Source organism: Propioniciclava soli (assembly GCF_014858005.1).
Taxonomy (GTDB): Bacteria; Actinomycetota; Actinomycetes; order Propionibacteriales; family Propionibacteriaceae; genus Propioniciclava; species Propioniciclava soli.
Genome location: NZ_JACYOT010000013.1, coordinates 41,088 through 54,490, shown reverse-complemented (window position 1 = coordinate 54,490; position 13,403 = coordinate 41,088). Strand labels below are relative to the sequence as shown.

The following is a 13,403-nucleotide window of genomic DNA, read 5'->3' as shown; positions in this document are numbered from 1 at the left end:
CGGGGGCGGGTTCAGGCGGACCGCAGCCGCGCCAGCACCCCCAGCCCGGAGCAGGTCACCCCCGCCAGCGCCGCTGAGCCACCGACGTGGGCCACCAGCCGCTGGAGCCGGGTGGCGTCGTCCAGCCCGACGCCCCACATGAGCGCGACGGCCACCACCGCCACGCCGAGCGCGAGCCCTCCCGCGGCCACCAACCCCCACCCCGCCGAAGGCCCCGCCCCCGCGGGCCGTCGTGCCGGACGCCGCCGGGAGGTGGGCTGGGGGGGACGCGGCCCGGCCCGGAGCGCTGCCTCGCCCACGTAGCCCCACGCGCACGCCACGAGCACGGCGGCAACGACGTCGGAGGGGCGGTGCCACTGGTTGACCAGCGTGGCGTAGCCGAACGCGGTGACCACGGCCGCCCCCACGCCCGTCACCAGCGGCACCGCCCGGCGTCCGGCCACGAGCGCCAGCCCGACCACGATCGACGCCGCCACCGTCGTGTGGCCCGACGGCAGCGAGTTGGCTGTGTGGTCACCGGCGATCAGGTCGGGCCGGGTCACCAGGACGTTCTTCACAACCTGCGTGGTGACGTTGGCCGCGCCGATCACGGCGGCTCCCACGAGCGCCGCGCGGGGCCGGCCCGCAGCGAGCCCCACCACCACGACGACGGCGAGGGCCACCGCGACCGCGCCGACCGACACGGTCTGCAGCAGCGCTTCCGCCTGGGTGCTCCATCGCCACGTGCCGATCGTGGCGCCGCGGAGGGCGATTTCGTCCCCCACCTGGCCGCGGCGCGTGCCCACGAAGAACCACGCGCAGGCCGCCAGCAGCGCCACGGCCGCGAGGGCTGCGACGAGCGGGGCCGCGGGGGTGGGACGAGCCGGCGCGTTCACGGGTCCATCATGCGTGGGCGCTCCGCCAGACCGGCCGGGCACCGAAAGATCACAGGAGATTCACAGCGGCGGCCGGGCCCTGCTCCCGGGGCGCCCCTGCACACTGGACGACATGGAATACCTGCTCCTGTTGGCCGTCGTGGCGGTTGTCGTGGTGTTCGCCGTCCGCCTCGGACGGGGCACGAAGGAGGTCGAGCGGCAACGCGTCGCCGAGGTCGCGTCGCGGCTGGACGCCTCCCGCCGCGCCGCCGACGAGGACGTCACCCGTTTCGGCGAGGAGCTGCAGCGGTTGGACGCCGACGTGGCCGGGCACCCGCTGGACGAGGCCATGCGGCAGGACTACGAACGCGCCCTCGACGCCTACGAGCACGCCAAGGGCTCGCTGGCGGCCGTCACGGCGTCCCAGGAGATCCGCTACGTCACCGAGATCCTCGAGGAGGGCCGCTACGCCGTCGCCTGCGTGAAGGCCCGCGTCGCGGGCGCCCCGCTGCCCGCCAAGCGCCCGCCGTGTTTCTTCAACCCGGCCCACGGGCCGAGCAGCCAGAACGTCGACTGGGCGCCCGCCGGCGGCTCGGTCCGCTCCGTGCCGGCCTGCCCGGCGGACGCCGAACGCGTCCTCGCCGGCGCAGATCCCTACATCCGCACCGTGCAGGTCGGCCCGCGCCGCGTGCCGTACTGGCAGGGGGGCGAGGAGTACGCGCCGTGGGCGGAGGGGTACTACACGCACTGGCGTGGCAGCAGTCTCATCCGCGACATCGCCGTGGGCGCCCTGGTGTTCCAGGGCATCGCCGCCCTCCCCCATCTGGCCCACGGGCTGGGCGACGGCCTGGCCGGGCTGGGCGAAGGGATGGGCGAGGGCTTCGGCGACATCGGTGAGGGGCTGGGTGACCTGTTCGGAGACCTCTTCGACTGACACCCCGCCGGGAAGCCGGCGGGGGTCAGGCGGACGTCAGGCCCGGTCGGGCCGCGGCGGGACGATCGCCGACGCCGGGTCCGGCTCCTCCTGCTGGAGCCGGTCCTCGATGGTCTCGTCGGTCTCGGGGTCGAGGTCGCGGTGTTGATCGACCGGGACCACCCCCTCGAGCTCACCGTGGTCGGGGCCGACGTCGGCGGCGTCCGCGCCATCGGCCACCAGGTCGAGGGTCGAGAGGTCCTCGGCGGTCACCTCGCCGTAGGGGCGGTTGGCGTCCGCCTGGTCCTGGGGGTCGACGTCATCCAGACCGTCGTTGCTGCCGTCCTCGGCGTCCATGGAATCAATGCTCATGGCCCCAGCTTGGCCGGTTCGCGGCGTCCGGACAACACCCCGTCGGATGCCCGGGCCCCGGGCCGCCCGTTCGGCTAGTCTCGGAGCAAGCAAGCCCCGCAGTCGAACGGAAGAGTCAACGTGCCCGAGCCCACCGCGTCCGCCGCCACGCCCGAGAAGGCCGCGACGAAGGACATCACCTTCTGCGTCCCCTGCTACAACAGCAGCGACTACATGGACCACTGCATCGACTCGATCCTGCGGGGCAAGGGCAACATCGAGATCATCATCGTCAACGACGGCTCCACCAAGGACGACACGGCGGCGAAGGCGGACGCCTGGGCCGAGCGGCACCCCGACATCATCAAGGTCATCCACCAGGAGAACAAGGGCCACGGTGGCGCCGTCATGGCCGGCCTGCGGGCGGCGTCCGGGGTGTACTTCAAGGTGGTCGACTCCGACGACTGGCTCGACCCGGTCGCGCTGAACCTGCTGCTCAGCAAGGTGCGTCGCTTCATCACCTCCGGCAGCCCGGTGGATCTCATCGTGGCCAACTACGTCTACGAGCACACCAACTCCGGCACGCAGAAGGTCATCCGCTACCGCGGCTTCCTGCCGCAGAACCGCGTGTTCACGTGGAACGAGATCGGACCGTTCGGGCCGGGCCAGAACCTGCTGATGCACGCGACCGTCTACCGCACCCAGGTGCTCCGCGACTCCGGCGTCGAGTTGCCCGAGCACACCTTCTACGTGGACAACATCTTCGTCTACGTGCCCCTGCCGCACGTGCAGACCCTCTACTACCTGCCCGTGAACCTGTACCGGTACTTCATCGGACGCGAGGACCAGTCGGTCAACGAGAACGTCCAGATCAGCCGGCTCGACCAGCAGATGCGCATCACCCGCGTCATGGTGGAGGCCCACAAGCTGCCCGACGGCGTCGGCAACTGGAAGCTCGCGCACTACATGGCGTCGTTCCTGGGGTTGATCGTCACCGCATCGTCCATCTTCTGCCTGCTCGAAGGCACGGAGAAGGGCCTGCGGATGCGCCGGGAGATGTGGGAGCACATCGACTCGGTCGACCGCGACCTCAAGACGACGCTGGGCCTGCGCCAGTGGCTCGTGCTCGGCTCCAACCTGCCAGGGCCCCTCGGACGCCGCACCTCCGTTAGCCTCTACCGGCTGGCGCAGCGCCTCTACCGGTTCAGCTGAGCCGGCCCGTGGCGCCGGCGCCACTGCCGCTGCCGCGGGCGTCCACGGCGTCGCCGCGGGCGCCCCGCCCGCCGTCGGGGTGATAGCGCGCCAGCACGCCGACGCCGGTGACGGCCAACAGGCCGAGCAGCACCATCCACACCGCCGCCGAGGGGGTGATGTTGGCACCCTCACCGAGCACGGCGATGCCGAAGACCACCGCGACGATCGGGCTCGTCACCGTCATCGAACCCACGACCACCTCCGCGGGGCCGGTGGCGTACCCCTGCTGGATGAACCATCCCGCCGCGACCGCGCCGGCGACCAGAGCGGCGACGATGCCCCAGAACTCCGGTGAGCGCACCCAGTCGTTCGCCCGGGCGAACTCGATGAGCGCCTTCATCAGCGCCGCCTCGAGCCCGTAGAACAGGGCGCCGCCGGAACCCCAGAACATACAGCGCCAGCGGTAGGGGCCGCCGGAGCCCAGCAGCGCGAACGTGACGGCCACGGCGTAGACCACGCCGGCGCCCATCGCGACCCGGCTGACGACGAGGTCGGAGTGATCCACCGCGTGCAGGGCCGTCACGACGGTGAAGGCGAGGGTGACGCCCACGGTCCCCACGACCGCGGTGATCACACGCTTGGGCAGCCGGTGGTGCGTGGCCCGGGCGGCCAGGATGATGGACCACGGGAAGGCGAGCAGCCCGACCGGTTGCACGAGGGAGACGGGCGCCATCGTGAGCGCGACGGTCTGCAGCGCGAACGAGACGCCCATGAACGTGAGCCCCAGCATCCACCGCGGCGAGCGGATGGTCGACAGCAGGTCCTGCCACCGCATGCGCGTCTTGTGGAGATTGCCCTCCAGGTGCGAGTCGACCGCCCGGTGCTGCAGGTGGGCCGACATCGCGAAACAGAAGGAGCCAACCACCACGAGGGCGATCGCGAGGGGTAGGTTCTGCGTCACGGTCACCACGGTAGCCAAGAGGGCCCCCTTCGCGGCGCAACGCGCCCCGGTCGGCAGCGGCCGGCCCGGCCAGATTCAGCCCGGGGGTGGAGCCTCCGTCGACCCAGGTCGCAAGAACCTGAGCCGTTCGGCGACGCGTCCGGGCTAGTGGACGACCTGTTCGTTGCCCCCCTGGCCGTGGAGTCGGCGCGCCGCCTCACCGATCGACCCCGACAGGGAGGGATAGATGGTGAACGCCTGGGCGAGCTGGTCGACCGTCAGCTTCGCCTGCACGGCCACCGCCAGCACGTGGATCAGCTCGCTGGCGTGGGGAGCGACCACCACGCCGCCGATGACGATGCCGGTGGTCGGCAGGCAGAACACCTTGATGAAGCCCGCGCTGAGATCCTGCATCTTCGCCCGGGCGTTGGACCGCAGGGGCAGCATCACCGCCCGCGCCGGCGTCAGGCCGGCATCGATCTCGGCCTGACCCGCGCCGACGGTCGCGATCTGCGGCGCGGTGAACACGTTGGCCGAGACGCTCTTGAGGTCGAGCGGCCCGACGGCGTCACCCAGGGAGTGCCACATCGCGATGCGGCCCTGCATGGCCGCCACGGAGGCCAGCGCGAAGACGCCCGTGCAGTCGCCGGCGGCGTACACGCCGCGCGCCGTGGTGCGCGACACCTTGTCGACGCTGATGTGCCCGGACGCCGTCAGCTCCACCCCCGCCTCCACGAGCCCGATGCCGTCGGTGTTGGGCAGCGCACCCACGGCCATGAGGACGTGGCTGCCCTCGACGGTGCGGCCGTCGGCCAGCGTGACGACGACGCCATCCCCCTCGCGCCGCGCCGAGACGGCGCGGCTGCGGGAGAGGATCGTCATGCCGGAGTTCTCGAACACGGCCTGCAGCACGCGGGCGGCGTCGTCGTCCTCGCCCGGCAGCACTTGGTGCCGCGACGACACGAGCACCACGTCCACACCGAGCGCGTGGTAGGCGGACGCGAACTCCGCCCCGGTGACGCCGGAGCCGACGACGATGAGGCGCCGCGGCAGTTCGCGCAACGTGTACATCTGCGTCCAGTTGAGGATGCGCTCACCGTCCGGCAGCGCGTCCGGCAGCTCGCGCGGGCGGGCACCGGCGGCCACGAGGATGATGTCGGCGTGCAGCCGCTCCTCGCCCGCCTCCGTGGTGGCGATCACGCACTCCGTGCCGTCGAGGCGTCCGCTGCCGCGGATGATGCGAATGCCCTCGGAGCGCAGCCGGGTCGCGATGTCGACCGACTGCCGCCGCGCCAGCTCGACCACGCGGTCGTTGACGCGGCCCAGGTCCACCGTCACGGTCTGGGCCAGGGGGCGGCCGTCGCCGACGTCCGCGTGCAGGCCGAGGGCGTCCGCGCCACGGATCTCGGTCATCACCTCGGCCGTCGCGATCAACGTCTTGGACGGCACCACGTCCGTCAGCACCGCCGAGCCACCCAACCCGCGCCGCTCCACCAGCGTCACCGTGCCGCCGAGCTGTCGGGCGACGAGCGCCCCCTCGTACCCGCCCGGCCCGCCGCCGATGATCACCACGTCCGCCATGGGTCCGATTGTTCCATTCACGGGCCGCGGGGCGCACACCGGGCGGCTGCCCCGACAGGCGGCGGCGTCCGCGTCCCCTCGACGCGGCAACCGGGTCGCAGCCAGGAGGGGCCCGCCCACTATGCTCGTCCGGTGACTGTCACGACCGCACCGCACGACCTGGCCGCCGAGGCGGCATCCGCCCTGCTCACCCGCGCCGGCATCCCGGCCCTGGACACGGCCTTCGTCCTCGGCTCCGGGTGGGCGAGCGCCGCCGCCGGGCTGGGTGAGCTCATCGACGAGATCACGCTGGCCGAGCTGCCGGGCTTCAGCAAGCCGGTCGTCGAGGGCCACGGCGGGGCGATCCGCCTGCTGCGCACGCCGTCCGGCCGTGTCGCGGGTCTGTTCACCGGCCGCACCCACTACTACGAGGGCCGCGGCGTCGCACCCGTCGTGCACGGCGTCCGCACGGCTGCCGCAGCCGGGGCACGCACGCTGGTGCTGACCAACGGCTGCGGCGGGCTGAACCCGGAGTGGGGGCCGGGCACGCCGGTGCTGATCAGCGACCACATCAACCTCACCGGCACGACGCCGCTGGTGGGGGCCCGTTTCGTGGACATGACGGACGCCTACTCCCCCGACCTCCGCGCGCTGGCGCGCACGATCGACCCCGGCCTGCCGGAGGGCATCTACGTGCAGTTCCACGGGCCGGCCTACGAGACGCCGGCGGAGGTGCGCATGGCGGGGGTTCTGGGGGGCGACCTCGTGGGCATGTCGACCGCGCTGGAGACCATCGCTGCCCGCGAGGCAGGGCTGGGCGTGCTCGGCATCTCGCTGGTGACCAACGCCGCCGCAGGCATGACCGGCGAGGCGCTCAACCACGAGGAGGTCATCGAGGCCGGCCGCGACGCGCAGGACCGGCTGCGCACCCTGTTGTCCGGATTGTTGGAGGTGTTGTGATGCCGCTCGACCTGGCCGCCATGCAGGCGTGGCGCGACGCCGACCGCGACCCGGCCACCGCGACCGCCCTCGGCAACCTGCTCGAGAAGGCGGCCGCGGGGGACGCGGAGGCGTCCGCCGAGCTGGCCGACGCGTTCTCCGGACGCCTCGCGTTCGGCACCGCGGGGTTGCGCGCGCCGCTCGGGCCCGGCCCGAACCGCATGAATCGCGTGGTCGTGTCGCAGGCGGCCGCCGGCCTCGGTCGCTGGTTGCTGGACGCGGGGCACGCCGGCGAGCAGGTGCTCATCGGCTACGACGCCCGCTACAACTCCGACGTGTTCGCCCGCGACACCGCGGAGATCCTCGCCGGGCTCGGGCTGCGGCCCCTGCTCACCGAGACGGCCGTGCCGACGCCGGTGGTCGCGTTCGGCATCGGGCACCTCGGGTGCGTGGCCGGGGTGGTGGTCACCGCCTCCCACAACCCGCCGGCCGACAACGGCTACAAGGTGTACGTGGGCGGCTCGCAGATCGTGCCGCCGACCGACGTGGAGATCGCCGAGCGGATCGCGGCGGCGGCGTCCGTGCCGCTGGAGGCACACCCGCGCAGCGCGGCCTACGCCTTCGTGGGCGAAGAGTTGCTCGCCGCCTACGCCGAGCGCCTCGCCTCGCTGGTGCCCGCCGATGCGCCGCGCGACCTGGGGTGGGCCTACACCCCGCTGCACGGCGTGGGCGCCGAGGTGGTGGCCCGCGTGCTCGACCGCGCGGGTTTCCCCGCGCCCGCACTCGTGAGCGAGCAGGCGCTGCCCGACCCGGCGTTCCCGACCGTGGCCTTCCCCAACCCCGAGGAGCCCGGTGCGATGGATCTCGCCCTGGAGCTCGCTCGCGCGACGGACGCCGACGTGGCGATCGCGAACGACCCGGACGCCGACCGCTGCGCCGTGGCGGCGGTCGTCGACGGGCAGTGGCGCATGCTGACCGGCGACGAGCTCGGCTGGCTGCTCGCCGACGACGCCCTGCGTCGCGGGACGCCCGGCACCTACGCCTGCTCGGTGGTGAGCTCGACCCTGCTGGGTGACCTGGCCGCCGCGGCCGGCCAGCCGTTCGCGATGACGCTGACCGGTTTCAAGTGGATCGGCCGCGTGCCCGGCCTCGCCTTCGGGTACGAGGAGGCAATCGGCTACTGCACCGACCCGGCCGCGGTGGCCGACAAGGACGGCATCTCGACGCTGCTGCGCGTGCTCGCGCTGGTGGCGCGTCTGCGCGCCGACGGGCTGACCTTGGCCGACCGGCTGGACGAGATCGCCCGCACCCACGGCGTCCACCTCACCGCGCAGCTGTCGTTCCGGGTCGAGGACCTGGCGCTCATCGCCGACGCGATGGCCCGGCTCCGGGCCCGGACGCCGGACGCCCTGGTGGGCGAGCCCGTCACGGCCACCGACCTGCTGACCGGTTGGAACGGGCTGCCCGCCACCGACGGCGTCCTGCTCGAAACCGCCCGGTTCCGCGTGGTCGTGCGCCCCTCGGGCACCGAGCCGAAACTGAAGTGCTACCTGCAGGTGCGGCTGCCCAGGACGGCCGGGGAGGGCGAGGCGGAGGCTGTGGGCCAAGCGGCTGCGGTGGGCGAGGCGGCTGCGGTGGCGGTGGCCCGCGCGGAGGCCGCCGGGCTGATGGAGCAGCTGCGCGCCGAGATGGCCGGCGCGCTCGGGCTGTGACGCGGATCGTCCTGCTGGCCGGCCCGTCGGGCAGCGGGAAGTCGCGCCTGGCGCGGCTGCTCGGCGCCCACCCCTTCCGGTTGGACGACTTCTACCGCGACGCCGGGGGTGACCTGCCGCGCGCCCACGGCATCGTGGACTGGGACGACCCACGCACCTGGGACGGGGCCGGCGCGGTCGCTGCCTTGGCTGCCCTGGTGCGGGACGGCGTGGCCGAGGTGCCGGTGTACTCCATCGCCGAGAGCCGCCGCACCGGGATGCGTCGCGAGACGCTGGGTGAGTGCCGGATGGTCGTCGCCGAGGGCATCTTCGCGATCGAACTGCTCGGCCTGGCGCGCGCGGCCGGGCTGGTGGTGGATCCGGTGTACCTGGACCGGAACCGCACCCTGGTCGGCGTCCTGCGCCTGCGGCGCGACCTCGCCCGCAAGCGCAAGCCCCCGCTGGTGCTCCTGCGCCGCGGGTACGCGTTGTGGCGCGGCCAGCCGGCGTTGCGGCGACGCGCGCTGGCCGCCGGCTTTCGGCCGCTGCCGACGATGCGGGCGGCGATCCGGGAGCTGTCCGGAGACTGAGGTGCCGGGCGGGGCCGACCCGGTGCAAGACTGGGGCCATGCGCGTCCTCATCACCGGTGGCACCGGAACCATCAGCCGGGCGGTCGTCGCCCGCGTCCTCGCCGACGGCCACGACGTGGCGGTGCTCAACCGCGGCAACCGGGAGCCGTTGCCGGAGGGGGTCGACCACCTGGTGGGTGACGTGTCCGACGAGGCGGCGTACCGCGCGGCGCTCGGCTCGCGGGAGTTCGACGCGGTCGTGCAGTTCGTGGCGTTCGCCCCCGATCAGGTGGAGCGCGACCTGCGCGTGCTGGACGGCCGCGCGGGCCAGTACGTGCTCATCAGCTCGGCATCGACGTACACCAAGCCGTTGCCCCACCACGTCATCACCGAGGACACCCCGCAGGCCAACCCGTACAGCCAGTACGCCCGCGACAAGATCGCGTGCGAGGACGTGCTGCGGGGCCAGGATGGTGGGGTGCGCTGGACGATCGTGCGGCCCAGCCACACCTACGGCGAGCGGTCCCTCCCGGTCAACCTGCACTTCGGCAGCCCCTGGGCGGTCGTGCAGCGCATGCTCGACCACAAGCCCGTGATCGTGCACGGCGACGGCGAATCGCTGTGGACGCTGACGTGGAACGCCGACTTCGCCGTGGGCCTCGCGGGGCTCCTCGGCCATCCGGACGCCCTCGGCCGCGCCGTGCACATCACCTCGGACGAATCACTGACCTGGAACGCCGTGCTGCGCACCATCGGCGAGGTCGCCGGCGCCGAACCGGAGTTCACGCACGTCTCGACGCCCATGCTCACCGCGCTGCGGCCCGAGCTGGAGGCGGGGTTGACCGGCGACAAGGCGAGCACCGTGGTGTTCGACAACACGCTCGTGAAGTCGCTGGTGCCTGCGTTCCGCGCGGACACGTCCTGGCGGCAGGGCGTCGAGCGTGCCTGGGCCTGGCTGGCCGAGCACCCAGACGCGCGACGTCCCGATCCGGAGTTCGACGCGTTCTGCGACGACGTGGTGCGCCGCGTCCGCGCCTGGGCCTGACGGGGCCCAGGCGCCGGACCGTGCGCTCAGGCGTCCTCGGCCTGCTGCTGGGACGCGTCCTGGGACGCGGCCTCGGGCTGGGTGGCCACACTGGCGCCGCCCGCGTCCGGGAGGAGATCGGCGACGGGGTCGACCACCTCATCGGTGCCGGTGGTGAGCGCCGGGCTCGCCAGCCGAGCGGCCTTGCCCTGCTCGATCTTCTGCGCCTCGGCGATCGCCTGGTTGACGCTCTTGGCCGACTCGGCCTCCTCGGCCCGCTTGGACGCCTCGATCTCGGCGAACACGTCGACCTTCTCGGGGGCGGAGTACTTGGCCGGGTCCGCCTTCTGGCCGGCGAACCGGCTGACGGCCTCGCCGGCGGTCGAGCCGAGGCCCTTGAGGGCGTCGTTCAGCTCGGACGGGATGACCCAGACCTTGTTCGAGTCGCCCTTCGCGAGCTGCGGCAGCATCTGCAGGTACTGGTAGGCGAGCAGACCCTCGTCCGGCTCGGACGCGTGGATCGCACCGAACACGGTCGTGATGGCCTGCGCCTCGCCCTCGGCGCGCAGCATGGACGCCTGCCGATCGGCCTGCGCGCGGAGGACAGCGGACTCCCGCTCGCCCTGGGCGCGGAGAATGCTCGACTCGCGGTCACCGGACGCGCTGAGGATCTGGGACTGACGCTGGCCCTCGGCGAGCAAGATCTGGGCGCGCTTCTCGCGCTCGGCGCGGGCGCCCTTCTCCATGGCGTCGCGGATCGTGGCCGGCGGCTCGATCGAGCGCAGCTCGACACGGTTCACCTTGATGCCCCACTTGCCGGTCGCCTCGTCGAGCACCGAGCGGAGCTTCTGGTTGATCTCCTCGCGGCTGGTGAGGGTCTGCTCGAGGTCCATGCCGCCGATGATGTTGCGCAGCGTGGTCATGGTCAGCTGCTCGATGGCCTGGATGTAGTTCTGGGCCTCGTACGCGGCGCGGACCGGATCGACGATCTGGTAGTAGATGACCGAGTCGATGCCCACCATCAGGTTGTCCTCGGTGATGACGCCCTGCGGCGGGAACGGCACGACCGCCTCGCGCATGTCCATGGTGTAGCGGACCCGGTCGATGAACGGCACGATCAGGTGCAGCCCGGGCTCGATCGTCCGATGGAACTTGCCGAGCCGCTGCACGATGCCCACCTGCATCTGCTGCACGACCCGAATCGAGAGGGCCATCGCGACCACCGCCACCACGGCGAGAATCGCGAGGAGCGCGAACGTCACTTCTGGCATGGGGTGCCTCATCTCCTTTGGTGCTTTTCCCCCACCCTATCCACCGACGCCAGCACCCAGGGCGACGGCGCTCGGGCGGTCCGGGTTCGCGTCCCATCCACGTCGGCGGCGCTGCCCAGTCACCTGCCTCGGGGCGATCCCGCCGTGGCCAAGGTGTCGCCTGCCTGGCCTTGCGCGCCGCGTCCCTGGCTCAAGCGCCACCGCCCTGCCCGTGACATCACCACCCTGCCCGTCGCGGCACCGCCACCCTGCCCTTGGCATCACCACCCTGCCCGTCGCGCCGCCACCCTGCCCGTCGCGGCACCGCCACCCTGCCCTTGGCATCACCACCCTGCCCGTCGCGCCGCCACCCTGCCCGTCGCGGCACCGCCACCCTGCCCTTGGCATCACCACCCTGCCCGTCGCGCCGCCACCCTGCCCGTCGCGGCACCGCCACCCTGCCCTTGGCGTCACCACCCTGCCCGTCGCGCCGCCACCCTGCCCTTGGCATCACCACCCCATCGACAACCCACCACCCTGCCGTTGCAACGGCAGGGTGGTGGACGTCGGGCAGGGGGGCGATCGGATCGGCAGGGTGGCGGGCGTCGGGCAGGGAAGCGATCGGATCGGCAGGGTGGCGGGTCGTGCGGCAGGGAAGGCGATCACATCGATCGGGGCACGGCTTCTGAGTGCCGCCGCGGCGTCCGTGCCAGCTCAACCCACCCACACCCCACTCGGACGCCGACACGCTGCCATGTGCCCCAAACTCCGCCTCCGAACCTGGAGTTTGAGACACAAGCGAGCGTGTCGCGCCCCCTGACGGCAGTCAGCTGCCCAGGGGCTTGTGGCGGGGGTAGACGACGACCGTGACGCCGTCGATCTCGAACACCTCGACCTCGACCCCCGCCGCGATGGGGTCTCCGTCGTAGCTGCGCGCCGACCACGATTCACCCGCGATCTTCACCTCACCGCCGGCAGCCGTGATCTCGCGGGTGGCGAAGCCGGTGCTCCCCAACAGGTTGTCCACGGAGCTGCGGTACCCCGGCCCCCGGTGCAGGCGCTTGACCAGCTCGGGCCGCAGCACCCCCAACAGCGCCACGGCCACCACCAGCGCCACGATCACCTGCACCCAGATCAACCCCGGCAGCACCAGGGCCGTCGCGGCCCCGGCGAGGGCGCCGCCGGCCAGCATCAGCAGGGTCAGGTCAAGGGTCAGCATCTCCGAGACGGCCAAGCCGCCCGCCGCGATCAGCCAGATGGCCCACAGGTTCTGCTGGATCCACTCCGCCACGGCGTCCCCCTTCGTGCCCTAGCCCGCAGCCCGCGCGCTCCACCGGCCGTCGGTGCGCGTCACGTGCAGCGGCACCCCGAACGTAGCACTCAGGTGGTCGTCGGTCAGGGTCTCCTCGATGGGCCCAGCCGTCACGACGCGGCCGCCGCGCAGGAGCAGCGCATGCGTCATTCCCGGCGGAATCTCCTCGAGGTGGTGTGTCACCAGCACGGTTGCCGGAGCGGTCTCGTCCGCCACGATGTCGGTCAGCGTCGCGACCAACGACTCCCGGCCGGCCAGGTCGAGGCCGGCAGCCGGCTCGTCCAGCAGCAGCAACTCGGGGTCGGTCATCAGCGCGCGCGCGATCTGGACGCGCTTGCGCTCGCCCTCGCTCAGCGTGCCGAACGTGCGCCGCGACAGGTGGCTCACGCGCAGCTGGGCCATCAGCGCCGCCGCGCGACGCAGGTCGCTCACGTCGTAGTTCTCGCGCCAGCGGCCCATCATGGCGTACGACGCCGAGACCACCACGTTGCCCACCGACTCCCCGCGCGGAATCCGCTCCGCGAGCGCCGCCGACGTCACGCCGATGCGCGGCCTCAACTCGAACACATCGACGGCGCCCAGCACCTCGTCGAGGATCGACACCATGCCCGAGCTCGGGTGCAGCTGCGCCCCCACTACCTGCAGCAGGGTCGTCTTGCCCGCCCCGTTCGGCCCGATGACCACCCAGCGGTCGGACTCCGCCACGACCCACGACACCCCGTCCAGCAGCTTCGCACCGCCGCGCACGACCGAGACGTCGTCGAGCTCCACCACACCAGGCATGCGGCCCAACCTACCCCGACGC

13 protein-coding genes are annotated in these 13,403 nt (G+C 72.6%); 6 read left to right on the top strand and 7 right to left on the bottom strand.

Going from position 1 to position 13,403, the window contains the following annotated elements; translation table 11 throughout:
* Positions 1–11 precede the first annotated feature (11 nt).
* The gene (locus IFY26_RS12945; protein WP_232549427.1) at positions 12–875 is read right to left on the bottom strand and encodes a phosphatase PAP2 family protein; all 864 of its coding nucleotides are present in this window, start codon (positions 873–875) and stop codon (positions 12–14) included.
* A 112-nt stretch (positions 876–987) separates the two neighbouring features.
* On the opposite strand from IFY26_RS12945, the gene IFY26_RS12940 reads away from it, so the two are divergent.
* Complete coding sequence (locus IFY26_RS12940; protein WP_232549426.1) at positions 988–1,788, top strand: hypothetical protein; 801 nt, start codon at positions 988–990, stop codon at positions 1,786–1,788.
* Between the two features lie 36 nt (positions 1,789–1,824).
* Here the strand turns inward: IFY26_RS12940 and IFY26_RS12935 are convergent, their stop codons facing one another.
* Complete coding sequence (locus tag IFY26_RS12935; protein WP_232549425.1) at positions 1,825–2,139, bottom strand: hypothetical protein; 315 nt, start codon at positions 2,137–2,139, stop codon at positions 1,825–1,827.
* A 120-nt stretch (positions 2,140–2,259) separates the two neighbouring features.
* Here IFY26_RS12935 and IFY26_RS12930 point away from each other — a divergent pair, with 120 nt between their 5' ends.
* Complete coding sequence (locus tag IFY26_RS12930; protein ID WP_232549424.1) at positions 2,260–3,330, top strand: glycosyltransferase family 2 protein; 1,071 nt, start codon at positions 2,260–2,262, stop codon at positions 3,328–3,330.
* Here IFY26_RS12930 and IFY26_RS12925 read toward each other — a convergent pair.
* On the bottom strand, positions 3,323–4,273 hold the full coding sequence (locus IFY26_RS12925) for a DMT family protein (RefSeq protein ID WP_232549423.1): 951 nt from the start codon (positions 4,271–4,273) through the stop codon (positions 3,323–3,325). The two genes, IFY26_RS12930 and IFY26_RS12925, sit on opposite strands and share 8 nt — an antisense overlap.
* A gap of 144 nt (positions 4,274–4,417) precedes the next feature.
* Positions 4,418–5,833: an NAD(P)H-quinone dehydrogenase gene (locus IFY26_RS12920; protein WP_232549422.1), complete on the bottom strand. Its 1,416-nt coding sequence runs from the start codon at positions 5,831–5,833 to the stop codon at positions 4,418–4,420.
* 132 nt (positions 5,834–5,965) lie between these two features.
* Here IFY26_RS12920 and IFY26_RS12915 point away from each other — a divergent pair, with 132 nt between their 5' ends.
* Genes IFY26_RS12915 through IFY26_RS12900 form a run of 4 tightly spaced genes read left to right on the top strand, consistent with a single transcriptional unit; the run spans position 5,966 to position 10,057 of the window.
* A complete protein-coding gene (locus IFY26_RS12915; protein WP_232549421.1) occupies positions 5,966–6,772 on the top strand; it encodes a purine-nucleoside phosphorylase in 807 nt (268 codons plus the stop codon).
* Positions 6,772–8,463: a phospho-sugar mutase gene (locus IFY26_RS12910; RefSeq protein ID WP_332836193.1), complete on the top strand. Its 1,692-nt coding sequence runs from the start codon at positions 6,772–6,774 to the stop codon at positions 8,461–8,463. The genes IFY26_RS12915 and IFY26_RS12910 overlap by 1 nt, the downstream gene beginning before the upstream one ends.
* The gene (locus IFY26_RS12905; RefSeq protein WP_232549420.1) at positions 8,460–9,032 is read left to right on the top strand and encodes a hypothetical protein; all 573 of its coding nucleotides are present in this window, start codon (positions 8,460–8,462) and stop codon (positions 9,030–9,032) included. Before IFY26_RS12910 ends, IFY26_RS12905 begins: the two co-directional genes overlap by 4 nt.
* Before the next feature lie 38 nt (positions 9,033–9,070).
* Complete coding sequence (locus tag IFY26_RS12900; RefSeq protein WP_232549419.1) at positions 9,071–10,057, top strand: SDR family oxidoreductase; 987 nt, start codon at positions 9,071–9,073, stop codon at positions 10,055–10,057.
* Between the two features lie 26 nt (positions 10,058–10,083).
* Here IFY26_RS12900 and IFY26_RS12895 read toward each other — a convergent pair whose 3' ends face one another.
* The 3 genes from IFY26_RS12895 to IFY26_RS12885 form a co-directional block, all read right to left on the bottom strand.
* Positions 10,084–11,307, bottom strand: coding sequence for an SPFH domain-containing protein (locus IFY26_RS12895; RefSeq protein ID WP_416046577.1), 1,224 nt, complete (start codon positions 11,305–11,307; stop codon positions 10,084–10,086).
* 805 nt (positions 11,308–12,112) lie between these two features.
* Entirely contained in the window at positions 12,113–12,577 is a 465-nt protein-coding gene (locus IFY26_RS12890; RefSeq protein WP_232549418.1) for an NfeD family protein, read from the bottom strand.
* A gap of 18 nt (positions 12,578–12,595) precedes the next feature.
* Positions 12,596–13,381: an ABC transporter ATP-binding protein gene (locus IFY26_RS12885; RefSeq protein ID WP_232549417.1), complete on the bottom strand. Its 786-nt coding sequence runs from the start codon at positions 13,379–13,381 to the stop codon at positions 12,596–12,598.
* Positions 13,382–13,403 lie beyond the last annotated feature (22 nt).

Coding starts and splice junctions, on each gene's coding strand:
- IFY26_RS12910 (WP_332836193.1), top strand. CDS start 6,772: ATGCCGCTCGACCTGGCCGCCATGCAGGCGTGGCGCGACGCCGACCGC.
- IFY26_RS12895 (WP_416046577.1), bottom strand. CDS start 11,307: ATGCCAGAAGTGACGTTCGCGCTCCTCGCGATTCTCGCCGTGGTGGCG.
- IFY26_RS12885 (WP_232549417.1), bottom strand. CDS start 13,381: ATGCCTGGTGTGGTGGAGCTCGACGACGTCTCGGTCGTGCGCGGCGGT.
- IFY26_RS12935 (WP_232549425.1), bottom strand. CDS start 2,139: ATGAGCATTGATTCCATGGACGCCGAGGACGGCAGCAACGACGGTCTG.
- IFY26_RS12940 (WP_232549426.1), top strand. CDS start 988: ATGGAATACCTGCTCCTGTTGGCCGTCGTGGCGGTTGTCGTGGTGTTC.
- IFY26_RS12900 (WP_232549419.1), top strand. CDS start 9,071: ATGCGCGTCCTCATCACCGGTGGCACCGGAACCATCAGCCGGGCGGTC.
- IFY26_RS12920 (WP_232549422.1), bottom strand. CDS start 5,833: ATGGCGGACGTGGTGATCATCGGCGGCGGGCCGGGCGGGTACGAGGGG.